This window comes from Bowmanella denitrificans, assembly GCF_002887595.1.
Taxonomy (GTDB): Bacteria; Pseudomonadota; Gammaproteobacteria; order Enterobacterales; family Alteromonadaceae; genus Bowmanella; species Bowmanella denitrificans.
On the sequence record NZ_PEBU01000001.1, the window covers coordinates 126,165 to 147,909 of the forward strand.

Sequence of the window (21,745 nt, forward strand, 5' to 3'; positions counted from 1 at the left end):
CAATGCAAGTCATCTATTGCCGCAACCACCACCCGCTGAGCTTTCTGATCCGCGCCTTTACCTGGTCGCGCTGGAGCCATTGCGGGGTGGTGATTGGGCAAGACGTGATTCACGCCACCGCCAAACACGGCGTAATTCGCCAGAGCCTGGCCGAAGTGCAGCGCCAGTACCCCAGCCACGAAATGCGCTTTATGCCAGGCGATGCCAGAACGGCACTGCAATACCTGGGCGCTGGTTACGACTGGGGCGGCGTGTTTGGCGTGCGCTGGGGCCTGTGGAACCAGCCAGATAAATGGTTCTGCTCTGAACTGGTAGCCCAGTGCAGCGGCCTGTTTAACAACAGCCGCATTAGCCGGGTAACCCCAGAACACTGCTACATGGTGAGCCAATGAAAATAGTAGAACGCCGCATACCCTGGTTTAGCCGCGCCGTAATGGTGTGCGACGACAACGGCAAGCCGCTATTTGGCTGTATTGTCAGCCCCAAAGGGTGGTGGTGGCGCATCGCCTGGATATGGCAAGGCTGCGGCCAGTTAAAGCGACGCACTAGCACAACATTAAAGCAGCACCTGCGCGAAAAAAACTACCACTACGCCGACTTTGAACGGTTAGACGACGGCACGCTGATTCAGCACCGTATTAGTATTAAAAGGGGGCCGAAGTGTTAGCCTACGCCTCTGCCCAGGGAAAGCCGATTTATGCAGGCCGATTTGCCCCCACATTTGTGCCCGACTGGCTCCCCCAGCCTGACCACTGGGGCACTGTGCCACTGGTGACCACATTGGCCGCGCTTGACCCGGCACTAGACCCATCTTTAAACCCAAACTATCCAGATCCTCCAGAGTATGCGGCGTGGGGCCACTTTGGCAAAAAAGTTGGCACGTGGAACGGCCTATGCCACAGCGACTACAAGATTATTGATCCGCTCAGTGGGGGGCATGCAGACTGGGCGGGCAACGACAATCATGAGCTGGATTTGCTCACAAACACTCCTGGCTGGCTGCGTTTAAATCCCCCAAGTGGGTGGGACGGCACGGTTATTACCAACGATGGCCAGGAGGCCACCGGTTTGTATAGTGATGGCAGGCCCCGGCCACCCCATAGCTACAATGCACCGGTGTATATACCAGGTGTTGGCCCGGCGTTAGGTGTGCAGGGTAAAACCGCCCACAGTGGACAGCATGGCACTAACAACTTCATACAGTTTAACCACGCCGGAAACATGATCCAGTTTGGCCCGGCTGCTACTGGAATTGGTACATCAATTGGCCAGGGTTGCTGCTACGACCCAACCCGCAATGCTATATGGAGTCGCGGCTCAGGCACTGGCCGCATTGGCCGAACTAATCTGGCTGACCTGACGTTTACAACGGCGGGGCCACTCAATACCGGCGCTGCCTACAACTCGCTAACGTACATCCCAGGCCATGATGTTATCGCCTGGATCAGCCCCTACGCGGCTAACAAGCTGATGGTATTTGACCCGGTGACCAACGCATTAACTGAGCCGCAGGTTAACGGCTCATGGATAGGTATACCGGTTAATGGCCAACAAAACCCAGAGTGGGTGCAAGGCCGCTTGTGCATGTGGGATAACAGCACTGACACCACGTTGATCAACACACTCACGCCAACAGGCGACCCACGCACCGATCCTTGGCAGATAGCGCAACTGCCGGTAGCGGCAGGTAATAGTGTAGTGCCAACGGTGCGTGACGAAAACGGCACGTACGGCCGCTTTGGATGGCTGTCGCGTCTGGGCATCTTTTACCTGATTAACGACATCAACACCGTATACACGTTCCGCCCGAGTTGGAGTAGCTAATGTCACGATTATTAATGGGCGCTAACAGCCTGATTACTATTGCCGACAGCGCAGAGCTGGACTTACAAGTCAGCACAGGCTGGACAGTGGTACTGCGCGGGCAGGTTACCCCAACTGGGGCACAAAAGACCCTATTTGCCGTTGATGAAGGGGCGTTCCTGGCCAAGTACATGGAACTGCAAATTACGGCTGTAGGGCTTCTGAAGGGCATTATAAAAAGTGACAACGGCACCCAGCGCACTTGGGAATTGCAAACGCCAGGCGTTCCAGCCCCAAGTGAAGACATGGTTTATTTTATTGGCTGCTCAACCAGTGGCATCCCTACGATTGGATTTTGTCAGCCAGGTAATAGCGTTGTTAAACAGGGCGGAAGTAGCGGCCTTGACAATATATCTGGCGGCCCCTGGTACATAGGCGCAAACCGTGAAATCGTCGGCGGCCAGTTAGATGGCGACTCGGTAGAAAGTTTTGGTATTGCCAGTACGATGCTATCAGACGCTCAAATCCAAGCTATTGCCAATGGTGCATCAATGGGCAGCGTATTTGCCGGTGCCGTTAACCGCTGGTATCCGTGCGAAGAGGGCAGCGGGACGTTTGTTGAGGACATTGGCGGCGAAGAAACAGAGCGAGGAACATTAAGCGGCACAATTGCTTGGGACGGTGAGCCGACGCCTATTCCAGTATCATTAACCGCTACAATCCCTGCCCAGCCCGCTCAAATTGGCACGCCCTACAGTTTAGATCTGGCTACCTATTTCGCGGGCAACCAAACACCGTTTAGCTACGCCCTCACCGCTGGTAGTTTACCGTCAGGCCTGAGCCTGGCGGGTAGCGTGATATCGGGCACGCCCACTGCCGCTGGACCCTATTCCGGCATCGTCATCACTTCAACAGACAGTGCCGAAAACACCGCAGACACTAACGCGATCAGTTTTACGGTCGCCGCCGCAGCCCCACCACCAACTGGTACGCCTGTTATTGATTCTGTTACACCTGGCACCCATACGGTATCGGTTGACTATAGCTATGCAGAGGCCGATGCCACCGGGTTTGATATACGCATTAACGGCGGCGCGGCCATTGATGTGGGCGTGGATGACCCGGCGGGTATTACTGGCCTAACCCCGGACACACAGTACACAGTTGAGGTGCGCGCCTATAACGATGTGGGCGACGGTGCGTGGTCAGCCCCAACCCAGTTCACCACGCAGGCCGCTGTTGCAACCGCCAGTTTAGCTTTTACCCGCGCCCTGGTCCTTAATAACGGCACGCCAAGGGCGAACGAAACAGGCATAACAGTTGATGTTCAGGATGTCACCTCTGGCCAGCTTGTGCTGCGTACAAACGGGCACACTACCAACGCCCAGGGCATTCCTGCCTCTATAGCATCAGCAAATCTGCAGGCCGCTGTGCAATATCGAGTAGTGGCGCTGATGAGCGACGGCAGCGAGTGCGTATTCAGGGAGACAGCCCAGTGATCCGGTGTGATGTTCCGCTAATCCCCGGTGCTATCGTCTGCGGAGTGCCAGGCCTGGGCATACCCGGTAGTCAAATCCCAGGCGACGGCGAGCACGGCCCCTCTGCGCTATACAGTGCAGTGAGCCTGCCAACAGATGCTGACGCCCAGTTTAGGGCACTGGTTACCCAATGGCCTGAAAACGGCAGTCTATTCATGTACGAAGATGGTTCGTTTGTTTACGTGCCAATAGCAAACGACCAATCAGATAGCGCGGTCATTGAGCGGTACAAAAATGGGCATTTGTTAGATTCTCAGGCTATTCAACTTACCGTTGGTTCGGAACCAGGCGAAGACGAAGAGCACGTATTTACCGGCACAGCCAGCCTGGCCTTAGGTGCCGCCGCCAGCTTGCAGAAACAAGCCAACCTGGCTGGCAACATGCCCCTGGCCTTAAACAGCCAGGCGCAGCAAAGCAAACAAATCACGTTTTTGGGCGCACTGCCACTGCAACTTGGCTTAAACGCCACGCTGATTAACCCAGACCAGCAAGGCCGCTATACAGCCCGCTTTGACGGCCTGCTGCATAAACCAAGATTTGACGGGGTGCTGCAATGAGACTGGGCAATTACTACCAATACAGCGACAACATTTTTCCCACCGCCGTGTATGAGCCAGACGGCGAGGACAAGGTTTTAGTACCGGCATACCAGTTCAGCCATGCCGAATTTGTTATGACCGACATGGCCGGTAATGTGCTGATCACCAAACAACTAGGCGACGGCATAACCGTAGTGGGCGACGAGTTTGTGACCCACCTGGACGACGCCGAAATGACCATGCAAGGCCCGGTGCGCCACCAGTTTGTGGTGTACGACGCCGCAGGCAACCGCCTGCCGCCCGTGTTTATGGGCAAAGAAAAAGTTAACCCAACGTCAAGAGGTGCATAATGCCATATTCAATAGCAGCCAAGAACGAAGCCGCCAACGGCGTTGCTGTAAACCTGTTAAAACTGCACAGCGGCGACCCGGGCGCGGCAGGTACAACCAACGCCATAGCCGGGGCCAGTAGCGCCTGCGTATACGGTGCAGCCGCCAACGGTGTGCGCGACCTGGACGAAGAACTGCTAATAACCGTGCCTGCAGGTGCGCAAGTTAGCCATTACAGCGTGTGGCAAGACACGGCGTTTAAAGGTGCATTTGCGTTTAACAACAGCGAAACCTACACCAACGCAGGCACTGCCCGCATTCCCAGCGCCCCCATTACGGCAAGTGACGCTGCCTGATGACCTGGCAAGCCCTGAGCCTGACCAAGCCAGCCAGCATTACCAGCGCTGCAGCACTGGCAGACCTGCACGCACTCGATAACGGCGTGCAAAGTGTGCTGGTGCACCCATACCAGTACGGCGTAGGCGAAGGGCCGGGCATGCCAACTCATTTGGCGTTCCCCAATGCCGTGAACGCCATGGCCACAAAATTGGCAGAACTAAACGCACCTGCAGCTACCCTGCTGGCCGTAGCAAGCAGCCAGCAAGCCGACTTTGCCAACAAGCTGCAGGTACTGCTGGACGCAACCAATATCCTGTGGCTATTAACACCCCAGCAGCGCGCCGCCCTGCTGGCCGTGTTGGAACAAGAAAAGTGGATTGGTAAAGATGCCAGCACGGTACCAGTGCAAATACGCCAAACCCATACCCTATTGCATATTGGCAAAGTAGCCGAATGCTACCGCGCTAAAGGCAGGCAACTGGCCAAAACCGAAGCCGCCCAGTCTATAGACGACATACCCGCAGAACTGGCCGCCTGGCATGCTGCCAAGCAGGCCCACAATGCCGAAGTAGACGCCGCACTGGGCAATGTACAAATTGACAGCGCCGACGCCTTAGCCCTAAGCCTGACCGGGGGCGACTTAGGCACCCAACTGCGTGCTGCAGGTGGCCCAGGCCCAGAAAAAAGCCTGGCCATGATCATGGCCTGGTTTGGCACGGCCGCCGACCTGGCGCCAATCAATGAATTACTGGGGGTGTAATGGCGTTAAAGCTGGTACTGGATGGGCAGCGCATACCGGGTAACGAAATTACCCTGCAGGTTACCTATACCATTGATTCAGACGATCTCAGCGGCCAGGGCAGCAGCACCGAAGACGCCGAAACCGGCAACAAAGCCCAGGTGATGCGTGTGCGCCTGAAACTGGACCAGCGCCAGCCGGAAAACCTGAAGCTAATCCACTCTCTGGCCAGCAAACTGGACGAAAACGGCGCCCGCCACATTTACACCATTGTTAACACCACCGCCGAAGCCATGGGTATTCGCCAGGTAACATTCAGCCAGGAACTGGCCGTGCGCGAAGACGACACCACCCGGGTGTGGTTTTGCACCTTTCTGCTAAAAGAACACCGCAGCGTAGCCGAAAAACAGCAAGAGCAGCAAAACGCCAAAGAACTGCCAGAACAGCAACAAAGTGCCCAGGGCACGGCGGTGGAAAGCGCAGAAACCCAGCCAGAACTGACTGACAGTGAAAAAATCCTGCAAAGGTTCGAAAACATGTTGGCGGGCACATGAAAATCAACAAAAGACTTGTGATTGACGGGCAACTGGTAGATCTGGTTGAAGATAGCCTGACAACGGGCCTGAACGCGCCTGGTAAAGCACGCTTTGTTATTCAATCAGAACAGAATGTTACCGGATTCGTTGAATATTCCCAGGGATTCGGGCAGCAGCAAAAATTAACCAGAGATTTTACCGGCTTGGTAACCACATGCACCGAGCTGGTAAAAGGCAAGTGGTTGGTGATAGCGAGAGAGTTTACCTACGTACTTGAAACCCACATGCCACTGGCGCTTAGGCATGTTGATCTTGCCCAGGTGCTGGCAGAAATAACCGCAATTGCCGGTATTACCTTTGTGATACCTGACGCCCCTTACACTAAAACCAAACTACCTTACTTTTACCATGTTGGTTCGGGTCTTCAGGCACTACAGGCCATTGGTGTGGCCTTTTCCATACCTGATTACATATGGCAACAGCAGGGGGACGGCAAGTGCTATGTCGGTGGATTTGCTGATTCGTATTGGCAAGGCAAAAACCTGCAAGTGCTACCCAACGAGGTGCAGCGAATTGAAAGCCAACATATGGTAATGCAACTACTGCCGGGCTTGCGCCCAGGCGTGCAGGTTAATGGCAAGCGCATCACTGAGGTTTCCCACGCTGGCAGCTACACAACGGTGAGGTGGTAATGTTCGACGTGGTAAAAAAGGCCATTCGGCGCTTATTCCCAGAGTTGTTTGCCGGGTATCACCTGCCCAAGCTGGCCCGCGTAGTGGCAGTGGCAGATGCGCCAGCAGTGCCGGGCATTGTTGACGAATTCCGCCCCCGCTTTGCGGTAGATATTCGCATTCTGACCGCCGCCGGTTTAGTGGATGACACCCTGCCACTATTCAAAGCAGTTCCTTTGCCGGTGGCCATGGCGGGGCTTGATCAGGGCCATTGGGGCTTTCCACAACCAGGCGCGATTGTTGAGGTAGCGTTTGCCTATGGCAACCCGGCAAAACCCTTTATCCGGACAGTACTCAGCACCGGCCAAACCAGCCCGGCAGTAAACAACGGCGATATGTTGTGGCAGCATTCGCCTGGTGTTTACCAGTCAGCAGACACAGCCGGCAACTGGCAGCGCCACACAGACAAACGCATACACGATCAAAGCACCGTGCACCAGGTGGACACTGTGCACAGCGTGCAGAACTACCATCACCACCAGGTTAACGTTGATACCAATAGCACCGAGACTATTGGCGGCACCAAAGCCGTTGAAGCCATGGGAGCCTTACGACTGCTGGCTGGTGAGCAGGCATTATTGCTAGCACTGCAGGAACTAAAGTTAGCCAGTAAAACCGTGCTGAAGACCTACAGCGAAGGCAATACCGAAATGCACATAGGGGCAGAACTGCAAGCACTGGCCACAAGCCTGGCCCACATTCAAGCCCCTAAAGTATGGCTGGGTAGTGAAAGCGTGAACGTGGCCCAGGTGCTGCTAGACCTGATAGGGGTAGTAAAAGCCATAGCCACCACACTGGAAAACCACACACATGGCGGGCCACCGCCTGACCAAAAGGGTGACTTCACTGGCCAGAAGAACGATGCAGGGGGACTACAGGACACATTGAGCCCAATTGTTGAATAGGCTTTGGCCCAGTCTCAACAGGGCTACCATCCCTAAGCACCAAGTGCACACCACCATACAGCGACACCGCACCCATCACGCACCCGCGTATAGGCACATAGTCACCAAAGCCTATATCGCTGTCCGGATACCACATCACAACGTTAGTGATATCCACTATCGCAAGCCCCATCATCAATGCTGCTGACTCTTCAATAAACACCCGCAAGCCTAACACCAACTCGCGCCCATCTGCATAGCGAACGTCTACCGCATTACCACGCAAACACTTCTTGTTAAGCGGGTTGGGGTTAAGCACTGACGTGCTCTGATTCCAATTGACTCTAACCGACGGCATACCTGCACCAAACAACTGTAAATACATACAGGCAATTATAGTGCGGGCGGGAATTTGGGGGCAAGCCGGGGGCTGCCTCTACCCCCCACTAAAATTCACTCCACCACGCCTGCCGGCTTTTTGTGTTAATTGTCGGTTTTTGGATCGCGGCCTTGGAAATCAAAAAATCAAGAGAAGCCCGAAATATAAAGGGCTGGAAGTGTCGAAACTGACCGTTTAAGATGATCACCAGAGGATCAGAGAGGATCACGGAATTTCAAAGAAATGAAGTTCCGCAGAAAATCCAAACTGACACCATAACTGACACTACAACCAAAGTTCGGATACATGGAAAAGCGCGGAAACACTTACCATGCAAAGGCCTTCAAGGCGCATGATGAGAAAAACGGCGACTATGTATAAAATATAAGCCATTTCTTTGGAAATGCTCTGAAAGCATAAATTTGTGAAGTACCTCAAACCATTTATTTTATTTATCTGTTGCTCGGCGGTGTTGGGAGCTATCTCTTTGACAGCGCTATACTTTTACATCAAGCCCGAGCTGCCGAGTGTTGCCATTCTGAAGGATGTCAGGCTACAAACGCCGATGAAAATATATTCACAGGATGGTCAGTTGATCTCACAGTACGGGGTCAAACGTCGCATACCTTTGGAATTAAAAGACATACCTGAAGGTCTGAAGCAGGCCATTCTGGCTACCGAAGATTCGCGTTTTTATGAACATCCCGGCGTCGACCCCATTGGCGTAATGCGTGCTTTTGTCAATCTGGTGCTGACGGGTGAAAAGGGCCAGGGTGCCAGTACTATCACCATGCAGTTGGCCAGAAACTTCTTCCTGACCCGCGACAAAGCCTGGATGCGCAAGATAAAAGAAGCCTTTATTTCCTGGCATATCGAACAACTGCTGAGCAAGGATGAGATCCTCGAGCTGTATTTAAATAAAATTGAGCTGGGCCATCGCTCCTTTGGGGTCGGTGCCGCCGCTCAGGTTTACTTCGGTAAAGATATTCGCGACTTAAGCCTGGCCCAGCTAGCCACTATTGCCGGACTGTTCCAGGCACCGTCGGTGTTAAACCCCATCAGTAACCCCAGCCGCTCAAGAGAGCGTCGCCGTGTGGTATTGGCGCGGATGTTGGACGAAGGCTATATCAACCGCGCAGAATTTGAGCAGGCTGCCAATGAAGATATCCAGGCCAAGAAGCATGGCGCTGAAATTGAGTTGGATGCACCGTACCTGGCCGACATGATTTATAGCGAGATGGTGGCGCGCTACGGTAAGGAAGAAGCAGAAACTGGCGGCTACCAGGTGTATGCCACTGTACCATCCAACCTTCAGCGATTAGCTCAGCAGGCCACCATTCGCAACCTGCACGATTACGACGAACGACATGGCTACCGTGGTCCGCAACAACAGCTTTGGCAACATGTTACCCAAGATCAGGAACAGGGCCAGAATCCTGCCTGGACAGAGGCGCAGATGCTGGAATTTTTAGCCACTCAGCCAAGCTTTAAGCCGCTGCAACCGGCCATTGTCACGGCAACAGAAGAACAACAGATCCGGGTATTTAACCAGCAGGGCCAATACCTGGACATCAGTTGGGATGGCTTAGCCTGGGCCAGACCTTTTGTCAGTGACACCAGTCAGGGCGAAGAGCCCAAAACCGCTGCCGACATTGTTAAGCCGGGCGCATTGGTATGGATACGGTTTAATCAGGAAACGGCTATCTGGCAATTGTCGCAATTCCCCGATGCCAGCGGTGCTTTTGTGGCATTGGACCCAATCACCGGCGCGGTCAGAGCTATTGTTGGCGGCTATAGTTTTTACCAGAGCCAGTTCAACCGGGCTACGCAGGCCAAGCGCCAGGTGGGCTCCAATATTAAGCCCTTTGTGTACTCGGCAGCCCTGGATAATGGTTTTACTCTGGCCAGCATTATGAATGATGCGCCCATTAACCAATGGGACAGAAAGTCTGGTGTGGTTTGGCGGCCGAAAAACTCGCCAGAAGTGTATGACGGCCCCATTCGTATGCGGGTCGCCCTGGGCAAATCTAAGAACGTTGTATCGGTACGTTTGTTGCGTGGCGTAGGCATAGATAATGTCATTCAGCATATGGCCAAATTTGGTTTTAATCCCAATGATCTGCCCCGCGATGAGTCTTTATCCCTGGGCAGTGCATCCCTGACGCCAATGGAAGTGGTGACCGGCTTCTCGGTATTTGCCAATGGTGGCTTTTTGGTCACCCCCCATGTTATTGAGCGGATTGACGATGAATTTGGGGAAACACTCTGGCAGGCTGACCCAGCCGTTGCACCACCCGCTATTCTGCCAAGCGCACCGGTGCAGGACGCGTCTGTCACTGCTGCTGAGCAAACAGAGCAGCTTGAACCGCCCCCGCAACCTAATTATGCCCCTGCGGTAATTTCCCGCCAGAACGCCTTTCTAACCCGCGAAATGATGAGCACCGCCATCAGTGGTGGGGGCAATTGGTCTAAGAAGACATACTGGCAGGGTACTGGCTGGCGAGCCAACAATTTGATGTCACGGGATGATCTGGCAGGAAAAACCGGTACCACGAACGATTCCAAGGACACCTGGTTCAGTGGTATGGGAGGCAATCTGGTTGCTACTGCCTGGGTCGGTTTTGACGATATGAGTCGCTCACTTGGCCGTACCAGCCGCAACCAGTATCTTATCAACCTGAATCCGCAGAAGTTTAACTGGATGGGCAATGCCATGGTAGGTGGCGAAGACGGCGCCAGAGTGGCGCAACCTGCCTGGATCCGTTTTATGCGCGAAGCACTGGAAGGTGTGCCAGAGAATTACCCACCGGTACCAGAGGGCATAGTCACTGTGCGCATAGACCGCACCAGCGGAAAACTCACCCAGCGCACCGATCATACGTCCAGATTCGAGTACTTCATTAAGGGCACCGAACCCACTCAATATGTGGATGATGAGGAATTTATCGATCCCTTTGAACAGGATACGCCAGTGCAGGAGAGTGAAGATATCTTCTAAGGACTGTTGACCTTCTGGGTATGGCAATTAGCCTAGCGGGTCATCTTCTTAACAAACACCACAACAAACAAAGCCAGCGTAAAACTGCCGATAAAGGCTTCAATGGCGGCCAGGGTACGGGTGATGCCAAATGGCGTGACATCACCATAGCCCAGTGTCGTGAATGTCACCACACTCAGATATAAGCTGGTGAAATAGGCGTTTAAGTTGGTGCGCCAGTCCTGCTGCCAGGCGAATGCCATCAGATGCTCACCATTATGTATTCCCAGCAGCACAAACAACAGGCTGAAGGTAAAAATCACCAACAGCGAGAACAACATAACCCGTATTGGCTGTTCTCCATAACCACAAAACAGGTCCACTAGTTTGGAAACCAGACGTTTGGCAGAGTATCTCGGCATAAGCATCCGCCGCACCACCATTTCACGCTGAAAGAAACGCCCGGCATTTTCAAACAGGCCCTGTTCCTCGCAGACCTTGCGCAGATTGCGATAGGTTTCTTCGGCTTGCTGATAGTAGTCCCGCGCAATGTCTTTGCTCTTAGCCTGACGGGCCTGGCGTTCCTGAATAATTTCCGTCCCCCAATTCACCTGTTCGATGCGGGCGTGGGATAGTCTGGCACCTAATAAATTGCAATCGCGTAAATCTGCATAGTGCAGATTGGCATGCTGTAAGTCGGCTTTCATCAGCGAGGAGCCGGACAAATCCAGCATAAAACAGTGTGCATTGCGCAGATTGGCGCGATAAAGATCAGCCTGGATTAGTCGAAAACCGGTTTTTGCCCCGGCGTTAACCAAATCCAGGCCTTCAAGGTCAGCCCTGGTCAGTTGAAATCCCCGCATGGTCTGCCCGGTTCTGGCCCTGGCTTCCAGCATTGTTTTAACCTGTGGCGCGCTGGCAAGTTCGCCACTCTTCCACGCCTCATCATTCACAGGCGAAGCTGTATTGGTCATAGTCCAGCCCCCACAATAATCGGTGGCCCGACAACTTACGGGCAGATTAAATCCCCAGCATCAATACCTTGGAGTTTCGCTGGTAATTATATAAGCGTTTTTTACCTTCTGGCAGTTCATCCACCGAGGAAGGCAAAAAGCCCTGCTCCCGGAACCAGTGGCCGGTGACGGTGGTCAGCACGAAAATCCGGCTCAGCCCCAAGTCCTTGGCTTTTTCGATAATGGCGTTCATCATACGTTCGCCGCGGTTGGAACCGCGATAGTCCGGGTGAGTTACCACGCAAGCCAGTTCACCTACCCCTTCATCGGCGTAAGGATAAAGGGCCGCGCAAGCGATAATCATGCCGTCGCGCTCAATGATAGTGAACCTGTCTATTTCGCTTTCCAGTAACTCTCTGGAACGCTTCACCAGCACCCCTTTTTCTTCCAGCGGATTGATCAGCTTCAGAATACCGCCCACATCATCAATGGTGGCCTGGCGCAATTGCTCGTAGTAATAATGAGATACCAGGGTGCCCACGCCATCACGGGTGAACAGCTCCTGCAGCAGGGCACCGTCACGCTGATAACTGACACAATGACAACGACTGACGCCAGCATCCAGACTGGCAGCAATGGCCGCCAGAATATTGGTTGTGCGAATCTCGTGTGGCCTGTCCATCTGTTTTTGCAAACGGTTACGATCCAGGTTGCGGATCAGGGTGCCGTTTTCATCCAGCAGGCCATCTTCTTCGGTGAACACGATCAGCTTTTCTGCCTTCATATGAATGGCGGCCTGAGTGGCAACATCTTCATGAGACAGATTGAACACCTCACCCGTGGGTGAATAGCCCATGGGACCAAGCAGCACTATAGAACCGTCGTTTAGGTGGTCGTTAATACCGCTGACATCAATGCGACGAACCAGTCCGGTCAGCTCGTAGTCCACCCCTTCACGCACGCCCATGGGCATGGCCACCACCAGATTGCCTGAACATACCCGGATCTGCGCACCGTGCATGGGCGAATTGGCCAGCCCCATGGTCAGTAAGGCTTCCACCTGGGAACGCACCGAACCGGCCGCATCTTTGACCGACTCAATGGTTTCCTTGTCGGTGATGCGCACATCGTTGTGAAAGCGCAGCGGACGGTTGCGCAGGGCTTCGCGCTGATCAATCTGCGGCCTGGCCCCGTGCACCAGCACCAACCTCACGCCCAGGCTGTTCAGCAGGGCAATATCGTTGATGATATTGGCAAAATTGGGGTTTTCCACCGCTTCGCCGCCAAACATCAGCACAAAGGTTTTACCCCGGTGCGAATTGATGTAAGGCGCCGATTGACGGAACAGTTTTACATTGTCGGATTCAGCTAGCACCACCAGATAGTCTCCCTTAATCGCGCGCCTTGGCAAGCTCGGCCAGTTCCCTGTCCAAGGCTGCAAACACAGGCCCTTTACCGGTTCCACCAAGAATATTGCGCTTATCCACCAGATAGTCCAGTTGCAGCACGGGGTATACATCGTCACCAATAAGCTTCGAATGCTGCTGCAATTCTGCCAGGCTCAGTTCTTCAATGGCTTTACCCTGGGCCAGGGCGGCCAGCACCACCTGACCAGAAATATCATGCGCAGTACGAAACGGAACCCCCTTGCCCACCAGATAATCCGCCAGTTCTGTTGCATTAGCATAGCCTTCCCGGGCCGCCTGAGCACAACGCTCGGTGTTCAGCTCAACGCTGTCTACCACTTCGCAGGCAATCATCAGGCAGATATGCCATTGATTTACCGCGTCAAATGCCCCCTCTTTATCTTCCTGCATATCCTTATTGTAGGCCAGTGGCAGGCCTTTCATGGTGACCAGCAACGCCTGCAAACTACCAAATACCCGGCCACATTTGCCGCGTATCAGTTCCAGCGCATCCGGGTTTTTCTTTTGTGGCATTAATGAAGAACCAGAAGTGACATTGTCACCCAGGCGCAAAAAGCCCGCTTCGCCGGAATTGAAGAAGATCATATCCTCAGCCATTCGCGACAGGTGCATCATGCTGGTACTGGCGCAGAATAGTAGTTCCAGCACATAGTCACGATCTGACACCGCATCCAGGCTATTGTGGCAGGGGCTGTCAAAACCCAGTTGCTCGGCAATATCCTGGCGGTCGATGGCATACACTGTACCCGCCAGCGCCCCACTGCCCAGCGGGCATTGGTTCATACGCGTCAGCAAATCTGCCATGCGGCTGATATCGCGCTTAAACATTTCCACATAGGCCAAACACCAGTGCGGATAGCGCACCGGCTGCGCGCGCTGTAAATGGGTGTAGCCGGGCAAAATCACCTGTTTATGGCGTTCGGCCGATTTGACCAGCGCGGCTTTTAGTTGCAGCAGATCCTGCTGCAACTGTTGGCAGTGTTCACGCACCCATAAACGAAAATCTGTCGCAACCTGATCATTACGGCTGCGGCCGGTATGCAATTTACGGCCAATGTCACCCAGCTCTTCAGTTAGCGCGGCTTCAACAAAACTGTGAATGTCTTCCTCGCTGCTGGCGGCAAAATCCAGTTCACCGGCCTCGGCTTTAGCCAGCAGGCCGTTTAAAGCCTGCTCCAATTGCTGCTGCTCGCTCGTGGTTAACACCCCGGCTTTGGCGATAGCCCGCGACCAGACGATAGAGCCACGAATATCCTGGCTGGCCAGCTGTTGATCGAAGGGCAGGGAATCATTCACCTGCCGGAACATATCACTGCTTCCGCCCTGGAAGCGTCCGCCCCACAAAGCCATCAGGCTTGGCCCTTGTCTTTCAGCGCCTTAATCCGGCTGGCCAGGCTGTACAAACGAATAAAGCCTTCGGCGTGACTCTGGTCATACACATCATCCGCACCAAAGGTGGCAAAATCTTCGGAATATAAAGAGTTAGGTGAACGACGCTGCACGACAGTGGCCTGCCCCTTGTAGAGCTTCACCACCACATCACCGGTAATCTGCGCGGCAAAAGCCTGCGCGCCGGCCAGAATAGAATCCTTAAGCGGTGTAAACCAGCGACCGTCATACACCAGGTGAGAAAATTCCAGGCCCAGCTGTTCACGGAATTTCAGCGCGCTCTTGTCCAGCACCAGATGTTCCAGCGCCTTATAGGCGGCCATCAGAATCGTGCCTCCCGGCGTTTCATAGCAGCCTCGGGACTTCATACCCACCAGACGGTTTTCGACGATATCCAGACGACCTACACCATGAGCAGCACCCAACTGGTTTAGTTTAGTAAGCGCCTGATAAGGGCTGAGCTTGTCATTGTTGACAGCAACCAGACGGCCCTGATCGAAGCTAAGTTGCACACGCTCGGCCTGGTTAGGTGCATCTTCCGGATCCACTGTCATGGTCCAGACCTGCTTGGTTGGTTCACACCAGGGGTTTTCCAGCTCACCACCTTCGTGGCTAATGTGCCAGGCATTGGCATCGCGGCTGTAAATTTTGGTCGCGGATGCGCTGGTTGGCACATTGCGCTCAGCCAGATAAGCAAGCAGATCTTCACGGGAATGCATATCCCATTCGCGCCAGGGTGCAATCACTTTCAATTGCGGCGCCAGTGCGGCGAACGCGCCTTCAAAGCGCACCTGATCATTGCCCTTGCCGGTACAACCATGGCACAGCGCATCGGCACCGACCTTCAGCGCCACTTCCACCTGAGCCTTGGCGATGATGGGACGGGCCATGGAGGTGCCAAGTAAATACTGACCTTCGTAAACCGCACCGGTCATCACAGTGGGGTAGATATAGTCGGCAACAAAGCCTTCTTTCAAATCAACAATATGGCATTCGCTGGCACCACTGCGCAGGGCCTTTTGCTCCAGGCCTTCCAGCTCTTCATCCCCCTGCCCTACATCGGCAGCAAAGGCCACCACCTCACAGTCATAGTTTTCTTTCAGCCAAGGAATGATGGCGGAAGTGTCCAGACCGCCAGAATAGGCCAATACCACTTTGTTCACTTGAGACTTTGACATTCTGTTTTTCCTTTAATTTTAGCCACCGCCCAGACCCGGATTGATGCCCTTATTCTGGGACGGAAAATAAAAAGTGCGATGATGATTTTCCTGCCCTATTCAATATCTTTTCAGATACCGAATATACGCATTCACTGCAGCAAATTAATGTGCAGTCAGCAGGCTGATTAAAATCGCATTCTGGGCGTGCATTCTGTTTTCTGCTTGCTGAAGCAAAAGTGAACACTCACCATCAATAAGTTCACTGGTAATTTCCAACTCCCGATGGGCAGGCTGGCAATGCATAGCGTAATCCGCCCCGCACCTGTCCATCAGTTGCCGATTTAACTGGAACGGCTGGAACTTATCTTTAATCTCAGCCAGCGGCGTGGTGTCGCCCATGGACAACCAGGTGTCGGTATACAGGAACTGACAACCTTTGGCCGCATCCAAATCAGTGCTGGCAACAATCTTAGCGCCGCTTTGCTGCGCCAGACTATGCGCCTGGTCGAGAATTTGCCCTTTTACCTCGTGGCCCTTTGGCGTAATCACGCGGATATCCGCTCCCAGTATGGCCCCCATCAGCAACAATGAATTACTGACATTATTGCCATCACCAATATAGGCCAGGCGACACTGACTGACATCCCCCAGCACCTCTTGCACGGTCAGAAAATCTGCCAGCGCCTGGCAGGGGTGATACAAGTCACATAGCGCATTGATGACCGGCACCTTGGCCGCTTCTGCCATTTGCACCAAGGTGTTATGGCTGTATACCCGTGCCACGATCGCGTCGGCCCAGCAGGCCAAATTGGCCCCCATATCGCGGGCATCCTCACGCCCGGCCAATTTACCGGCCTGACTGTCCAGGTACACCATATGGCCACCCAGTTTATTAATACCTATGTCAAAACTGACCCGGGTTCGCAACGAAGGTTTTTCAAACAGTGCCGCAACCGCTTTGCCATCCAGTGCCTTGCGATAGTCGGCTGGACTTTGCTTAGTCTGTTGAGCCAGCTTCAGCAGGCTCAGTAGTTCTGCTTTGCTCCAATCAGCAAAAGTCAGCAGATCCTTTTTCATAGGTACGTCCCCAGTTTCCCCGGATTGGGTGTTCAGTCAGGATAAATACGCGTGCCGGCCGACTGATTGTCGGCCAGCCGCAACAAAGATTCAGGTTGTTTCCAACTGGCGATGGTTACCGGCAGACCAATGTCCTTGGCGGCGGCCAGTGCCGCTTCCACTTTGACCGTCATACCGTCGCGGATAACGCCAGCATCAATCAGCTCACGGATTTGTGCGGCGCTAAGTTCACTCAGCAATTGTTTATCGGCATCCAGCACCCCGGCCACATCAGACAACAGCAGCAATTCAGCATGTAGCAATTGCGCCATCACAGTGGCGGCCTGGTCGGCGTTAACGTTTAACAGTTGCCCGCTCTGATCGGCGCCAATAGAGCTGATTACCGGCAGGAAGTCCTGACTCAGCAACAACTTCAGTAACATGGCATTGCCCGGCGTCACCGACCCCACCGCGCCATATTTGGCATCCATGGGGTGGCAATTGACCATGGCACCGTCGGTCAGAGCCAGGCCCACCGGATTCAGTCCACAGGCAATGGCCTGGGCCACCAGTTGCTTATTGGCGGTGCCCGCCAGTGCGCCGACGATATAGGGCATCTGCTCAGGAGTAGTGACCCGCAAACCGTCAATTTTGACGGTTTTCAGATTCAGTGCCTGCATCCACTCTTCAACAATCGGCCCGCCGCCATGCACCAGCAGTACCGGACGACTTTTTTGTAACTGCGCCAGCACATCCAGTAACGCCTTGGCCGCTCTAGCATCCCCAATAAAGGCACCGCCGACTTTAACAATTAATGGCTTCATAGGACTTTCTCCGCCAGACCGGCTTCTGGCGCGAAGCCAAAACGGATATTGGCGCATTGCAGCGCCTGCGCTGCGGCACCTTTGAGCAGGTTGTCGATGGCACTGGTCACCACTAAATGGCCTGACGCTTCATCCAGTTTCCAGTGCAGATCGCAATAACAGGTGCCGACCACTTCATCGATTTTTGGCCAGGCGTTGCGTATCCGCACCATAGGATTGCCCTGATAGGCAGATTGATAGGCTTCGTCAACCTGACTGGCAGTGACACCGGCTTTTACTTTGACCGTGACGGTGGCCAGAATGCCGCGCTTAACATTACCCAGGTGCGGGGTAAAGATCACCTGACGCCCCAGTTCGGCGGAAATTTCAGGTTGATGGCGGTGCCCAAGCACACCATAAGCTTGCAGGCTGACCTCACAAAAACTGCTGTTTAAGGCGGCCTTGCGCCCTGCGCCACTGACGCCGGATACCGCATTAATCACCGGCCATTGTTGTTCATCCAGCAGCCCGGCTACCTGCAAAGGCTTTAACGCCGTCAGCGACGCGGTGGGATAACAACCCGGAACGGCCACCAGCCTGGCCTTGGCAATCTTGTCTGCATGCCAGTCCGCCAGACCATATACCGCTTCCTGCAACAATTGCGGTTGTTCATGGGCAAAACCGTAAAAACGGGCAAAGATATCTTTGTCTTTCAGGCGAAATGCACCGGACAAGTCCATAACCACTGCTTTTCCTGCACTCAGGGTGGCCGCCCATTCGTGACTGGCTTCATGGGGTGTGGCCAGAAACACCAGATCATAATTCTGCGCCAGCTCGCTCAGCTTGTCTTCAGACAAGGGCTGCAGCGGCATGTCCAGCAAGCCGCTAAAACGCCCGTAGAGCGCACTCAGATTTTTACCCGCATCCTGACTGCCCTGGGAAACAAACAATGCAGCAAGTTCAAATCCCGGATGTTTCGCCACTAAGGCGGCCAGCTCGGCTCCGGTGTAACCACTGGCTCCAACAATACAAGTTTTAATCATGATCAGAATTTTCAGTGTGTTAAAGACAACAAGTGTAGCAAAACCAAATGACAAGCCCGCGAAAGCGGGACAAAGGCTAATGTCGTCGCCGGGCGAGAATTAAGAAAGAAGGCTGCAAATTCTGCTGCATTTAGGGTTCTGGATGCACTAAAGTATGAATTGTGAGATACTTTGCCACCAAACACATATTTATTCAACAATTGTGCATATTTATTTTGTGAATTTATTATGAAAATGCCGCCATTTCTGGACGCTTACAAACAAATCATCGCACATCCGACCATCAGTGCATTCGATGAAAAAATCGACCAAAGCAATTTGCCTTTGTTGCAGATGCTGGGGGCCTGGCTGGAGGATTTCGGCTTCCACATAAGTATTCAACCAGTACCGGACGCCAGGCATAAATTCAATCTGCTGGCCAGAATTGGCAGTGGCGAAGGCGGTTTACTGCTGGCCGGGCACTCAGATACTGTGCCTTATGATGAAGGCCGCTGGCAGTTTGATCCCTTTAAACTGACCGAAAAAGACAACAAACTCTATGGCCTGGGCACCTGTGATATGAAAGGCTTTTTTGCCTTTATTCTGGAGGCCCTGCGCGAGATACCGCTAAATAAATTAACCAAGCCCCTGTACATTCTGGCCACCGCCGATGAAGAAACCTCCATGGCCGGTGCACGTTTTTTCGCCCAGCAGCAACTGATCAAGCCGGATATGGCCATTATCGGTGAACCCACCGGCCTTAAACCTATCTGCAAGCACAAGGGCCATATGGCCCATACCCTGGACATCACGGGCAAGGCAGGTCATTCCAGCGATCCGGATAAAGGGGTTAATGCCATAGAGATCATGTATCAGGCCGTGGGTGAACTGATGAAACTGCGCGACCAACTGGCCGCGCAGTATGTGGATCCGGCCTTCAGCGTGGCCAAAACCACCATGAACCTGGGGCATATTCATGGTGGTGACGGCGAAAACCGGATTTGTGGCCACTGCCGCCTGAATTTTGATTTGCGCGCGGTGCCCGGCCTGAGTGATGCAGAAGCTATCAGCCGCATTGATCAGGCCCTGGCACCGATTATGACCGCTTACCCAGGCAGAATCAGCCGGGCACTAATGTATGACACGGTGCCGTCTTTTGCCAGCCGTCACGAAACCTCGCTGCTTGACCTGGCCGAACAATTTACCGGCTTTAAAGCCAGCAGCGCCAACTACTGCACCGAAGCGCCCTTTATCAGTTCACTGGGCTGCGACACCCTGGTATTGGGGCCAGGCAGCATTGACCAGGCCCATCAACCGGATGAATTTATTGCCCTGGATTATGTGAATCCGACCATTAATTTATTGCGCCATCTGATTGGCCAAGTCTGTTTGAAATAACGGAGAGACGTTTTGCAGTTACAAGCAGTAATTTTTGATATGGACGGCCTGCTAATCGATTCTGAGCCCTTGTGGCGTCAGGCCGAACAGGAAGTGTTTGCCACGGTGGGAATACGCCTGACCGAGTCCATGTGCTTTCAGACTACCGGCCTGAGTACCGAAGAAGTCGTGCAATATTGGTATAACGAATTCAAGCTCGACAGGCAGGATGTCAGTGATGTGGCGCGGCGCCTGGAAGACAGGGTAATCGAGTTAGTGCAGCGTAAAGGCCAGGCACTGCCCGGTGTTTATACTTTATTGGCACGTTGTAAGGCGCTGGGATTAACCCTGGCAGTGGCGTCAGGTTCAGTGAGCCGCCTGATAGAGGCGGTATTGGATAAATTGCAACTACGCGACTATATCAGCCTGTATCATTCCGCAGAGCACGAAGTGGCAGGCAAGCCCAACCCGGCCGTGTATCTGACCACCCTAAACAAGCTGGCCCTGAATGCTTCGCAATGCATGGCCTTTGAAGATTCGGCCCGTGGCGCGCAGGCCGCTAAAGCTGCGGGGTTGTATACCGTGGCGGTGCCGGAAGCAGGCCACAAAGACCCGCAGAAATTCACCATGGCCGATGTGTTGCTGGATTCACTGGAACAGGCACTGGAACTGTCTCAGTTTCAATGGCTTAATAATCAGAAAACGGCCTGATAATAATCCACTTTTGGCAGGAACAAGCTATGCAGAAAACCCTGGCGCTGGTCGCCCATGATCATAAAAAGCCTGACCTTATCGAATGGGCACACAAGCACCGCGATATTCTGGCCAGGCATAACCTGGTCGCCACCGGCACCACCGGGGGGCTGTTGTCTGATGCACTGGGGTTGCCGGTACACAGGTTTAAAAGTGGTCCATTAGGCGGTGACCAGCAAATCGGTGCATTAATTGCCGAAGGCACCCTGGATGCGCTGTTTTTCTTTTGGGACCCGCTTAACCCGGCGCCCCACGATCCGGATGTTAAAGCCTTGCTCAGGCTGTGCAGCGTGTGGAATTTGCCGGTGGCCTGTAATGAAGCCACCGCAGATTTAATGATCAGTTCGCCGCTGTTTGAGGATGCCAGCCACCAACGCAAAATGCCGGATTACGGTAAGTAAAAGGGTTATAAGAAAGTCTTATAGCTAGTTGCATTCTTATTAGATGATCTTAGCGGCAAGTTGATAAATACTCAGTGATGTAACTGATCAACCAAGGACCAATTATGATTCAAGTGGGTCAATCCCTGCCCCAGGCAGTACTCAGCCTGCGTAAAAACGGCGAAACCAAACAGCTCAGTACCCAGGAGCTGTTTAAGGGCAAAAAAGTTGTGCTGTTTGCCGTCCCGGGCGCCTTTACGCCAACCTGTTCCAACGCTCACCTGCCCGGCTATATCACCCTGGCCGATAAGCTTAAAGCCAAAGGAGTGGACAGCATTATCTGCGTGTCTGTCAATGACGCCTTTGTGATGGAAGCCTGGGGTAACAGCCAGAATGCCGAAGCGCTGCTTATGCTGGGTGACGGCGATGCCAGTTTTACCATCGCCCTGGGTATGGACAAAGACACCGGTGCCTTTGGTGGGGTGCGCTCAATGCGCTATTCCATGCTGGTCAATGATGGCGTGATGGAGAAGCTCAACCTGGAAGTGGCTGGCATGTTTGAGGTCAGTGACGCCCAGACCATGCTGGACCTGCTGTAACCAGCAAAAGAGGCGCCATTGGCGCCTCGAAC

The 21,745-nt window shown here is 53.7% G+C and carries 24 protein-coding genes; 16 read left to right on the forward strand and 8 right to left on the reverse strand.

The annotated features are described in order from the left end of the window. The first annotated feature begins 2 nt into the window (after positions 1 to 2). From CSR04_RS00640 to CSR04_RS00690, 11 genes are read left to right on the forward strand one after another with little or no spacing between them, the layout of a single operon-like run. On the forward strand, positions 3 to 392 hold the full coding sequence (locus tag CSR04_RS00640) for a C40 family peptidase (RefSeq protein ID WP_102794301.1): 390 nt from the start codon (positions 3 to 5) through the stop codon (positions 390 to 392). Further along, the gene (locus CSR04_RS00645) at positions 389 to 667 is read left to right on the forward strand and encodes a hypothetical protein (protein WP_102794302.1); all 279 of its coding nucleotides are present in this window, start codon (positions 389 to 391) and stop codon (positions 665 to 667) included. The genes CSR04_RS00640 and CSR04_RS00645 overlap by 4 nt, the downstream gene beginning before the upstream one ends. Beyond that, the gene (locus tag CSR04_RS00650) at positions 661 to 1,824 is read left to right on the forward strand and encodes a hypothetical protein (RefSeq protein WP_102794303.1); all 1,164 of its coding nucleotides are present in this window, start codon (positions 661 to 663) and stop codon (positions 1,822 to 1,824) included. The genes CSR04_RS00645 and CSR04_RS00650 overlap by 7 nt, the downstream gene beginning before the upstream one ends. Then, a complete protein-coding gene (locus CSR04_RS00655; protein ID WP_102794304.1) occupies positions 1,824 to 3,302 on the forward strand; it encodes a fibronectin type III domain-containing protein in 1,479 nt (492 codons plus the stop codon). Before CSR04_RS00650 ends, CSR04_RS00655 begins: the two co-directional genes overlap by 1 nt. Further along, the gene (locus tag CSR04_RS00660) at positions 3,299 to 3,898 is read left to right on the forward strand and encodes a hypothetical protein (RefSeq protein ID WP_146027076.1); all 600 of its coding nucleotides are present in this window, start codon (positions 3,299 to 3,301) and stop codon (positions 3,896 to 3,898) included. Before CSR04_RS00655 ends, CSR04_RS00660 begins: the two co-directional genes overlap by 4 nt. Further along, complete coding sequence (locus CSR04_RS00665) at positions 3,895 to 4,230, forward strand: hypothetical protein (protein WP_102794306.1); 336 nt, start codon at positions 3,895 to 3,897, stop codon at positions 4,228 to 4,230. The genes CSR04_RS00660 and CSR04_RS00665 overlap by 4 nt, the downstream gene beginning before the upstream one ends. Continuing rightward, positions 4,230 to 4,565 carry a hypothetical protein gene (locus CSR04_RS00670; RefSeq protein ID WP_102794307.1) on the forward strand — a complete coding sequence of 112 codons (336 nt, stop codon included), beginning with the start codon at positions 4,230 to 4,232 and terminating at the stop codon, positions 4,563 to 4,565. The genes CSR04_RS00665 and CSR04_RS00670 overlap by 1 nt, the downstream gene beginning before the upstream one ends. Further along, positions 4,565 to 5,308, forward strand: coding sequence for a hypothetical protein (locus CSR04_RS00675; RefSeq protein ID WP_102794308.1), 744 nt, complete (start codon positions 4,565 to 4,567; stop codon positions 5,306 to 5,308). The genes CSR04_RS00670 and CSR04_RS00675 overlap by 1 nt, the downstream gene beginning before the upstream one ends. Continuing rightward, a complete protein-coding gene (locus CSR04_RS00680; RefSeq protein ID WP_102794309.1) occupies positions 5,308 to 5,841 on the forward strand; it encodes a baseplate complex protein in 534 nt (177 codons plus the stop codon). The genes CSR04_RS00675 and CSR04_RS00680 overlap by 1 nt, the downstream gene beginning before the upstream one ends. Then, a complete protein-coding gene (locus CSR04_RS00685; RefSeq protein ID WP_102794310.1) occupies positions 5,838 to 6,515 on the forward strand; it encodes a hypothetical protein in 678 nt (225 codons plus the stop codon). Before CSR04_RS00680 ends, CSR04_RS00685 begins: the two co-directional genes overlap by 4 nt. Then, on the forward strand, positions 6,515 to 7,459 hold the full coding sequence (locus tag CSR04_RS00690) for a hypothetical protein (RefSeq protein WP_102794311.1): 945 nt from the start codon (positions 6,515 to 6,517) through the stop codon (positions 7,457 to 7,459). Before CSR04_RS00685 ends, CSR04_RS00690 begins: the two co-directional genes overlap by 1 nt. Here the strand turns inward: CSR04_RS00690 and CSR04_RS24670 are convergent. After that, a complete protein-coding gene (locus tag CSR04_RS24670; protein WP_146027077.1) occupies positions 7,398 to 7,796 on the reverse strand; it encodes a hypothetical protein in 399 nt (132 codons plus the stop codon). The genes CSR04_RS00690 and CSR04_RS24670 overlap by 62 nt on opposite strands. A 445-nt stretch (positions 7,797 to 8,241) precedes the next feature. Between CSR04_RS24670 and CSR04_RS00695 the strand changes: the two genes are divergently transcribed. Continuing rightward, positions 8,242 to 10,815, forward strand: coding sequence for a penicillin-binding protein 1A (locus CSR04_RS00695; protein WP_102794312.1), 2,574 nt, complete (start codon positions 8,242 to 8,244; stop codon positions 10,813 to 10,815). A 32-nt stretch (positions 10,816 to 10,847) separates the two neighbouring features. Here the strand turns inward: CSR04_RS00695 and CSR04_RS00700 are convergent, their stop codons facing one another. From CSR04_RS00700 to argC, 7 genes are all read right to left on the reverse strand, one after another. Continuing rightward, positions 10,848 to 11,768 (reverse strand): pentapeptide repeat-containing protein, encoded by a 921-nt coding sequence (locus CSR04_RS00700; protein ID WP_102794313.1) that lies wholly within the window; start codon positions 11,766 to 11,768, stop codon positions 10,848 to 10,850. Between the two features lie 46 nt (positions 11,769 to 11,814). Further along, positions 11,815 to 13,125, reverse strand: a complete 1,311-nt coding sequence (gene argA, locus CSR04_RS00705; RefSeq protein ID WP_102794839.1) for an amino-acid N-acetyltransferase — start codon at positions 13,123 to 13,125, stop codon at positions 11,815 to 11,817. A 13-nt stretch (positions 13,126 to 13,138) separates the two neighbouring features. After that, positions 13,139 to 14,524, reverse strand: a complete 1,386-nt coding sequence (gene argH / locus CSR04_RS00710; protein ID WP_102794314.1) for an argininosuccinate lyase — start codon at positions 14,522 to 14,524, stop codon at positions 13,139 to 13,141. Beyond that, positions 14,524 to 15,741 carry an argininosuccinate synthase gene (locus CSR04_RS00715; RefSeq protein ID WP_102794315.1) on the reverse strand — a complete coding sequence of 406 codons (1,218 nt, stop codon included), beginning with the start codon at positions 15,739 to 15,741 and terminating at the stop codon, positions 14,524 to 14,526. The genes argH and CSR04_RS00715 overlap by 1 nt, the downstream gene beginning before the upstream one ends. A 144-nt stretch (positions 15,742 to 15,885) precedes the next feature. After that, positions 15,886 to 16,800: an ornithine carbamoyltransferase gene (locus CSR04_RS00720; RefSeq protein ID WP_102794316.1), complete on the reverse strand. Its 915-nt coding sequence runs from the start codon at positions 16,798 to 16,800 to the stop codon at positions 15,886 to 15,888. A gap of 32 nt (positions 16,801 to 16,832) precedes the next feature. Continuing rightward, positions 16,833 to 17,603 (reverse strand): acetylglutamate kinase, encoded by a 771-nt coding sequence (argB, locus tag CSR04_RS00725; protein WP_102794317.1) that lies wholly within the window; start codon positions 17,601 to 17,603, stop codon positions 16,833 to 16,835. Then, entirely contained in the window at positions 17,600 to 18,625 is a 1,026-nt protein-coding gene (gene argC, locus CSR04_RS00730) for an N-acetyl-gamma-glutamyl-phosphate reductase (RefSeq protein ID WP_102794840.1), read from the reverse strand. Before argC ends, argB begins: the two co-directional genes overlap by 4 nt. A 228-nt stretch (positions 18,626 to 18,853) precedes the next feature. Here argC and argE point away from each other — a divergent pair, with 228 nt between their 5' ends. The 4 genes from argE to CSR04_RS00750 all read left to right on the forward strand — a co-directional run bounded on the left by argE (position 18,854) and on the right by CSR04_RS00750 (position 21,713). Beyond that, positions 18,854 to 20,002, forward strand: a complete 1,149-nt coding sequence (argE, locus tag CSR04_RS00735; RefSeq protein WP_102794841.1) for an acetylornithine deacetylase — start codon at positions 18,854 to 18,856, stop codon at positions 20,000 to 20,002. A gap of 12 nt (positions 20,003 to 20,014) precedes the next feature. Next, positions 20,015 to 20,692 carry a hexitol phosphatase HxpB gene (hxpB, locus tag CSR04_RS00740; protein WP_102794318.1) on the forward strand — a complete coding sequence of 226 codons (678 nt, stop codon included), beginning with the start codon at positions 20,015 to 20,017 and terminating at the stop codon, positions 20,690 to 20,692. Positions 20,693 to 20,721: 29 nt separating this feature from the next. After that, a complete protein-coding gene (locus tag CSR04_RS00745) occupies positions 20,722 to 21,135 on the forward strand; it encodes a methylglyoxal synthase (RefSeq protein ID WP_102794319.1) in 414 nt (137 codons plus the stop codon). Between the two features lie 104 nt (positions 21,136 to 21,239). After that, a complete protein-coding gene (locus tag CSR04_RS00750; protein ID WP_102794320.1) occupies positions 21,240 to 21,713 on the forward strand; it encodes a peroxiredoxin in 474 nt (157 codons plus the stop codon). Positions 21,714 to 21,745 lie beyond the last annotated feature (32 nt).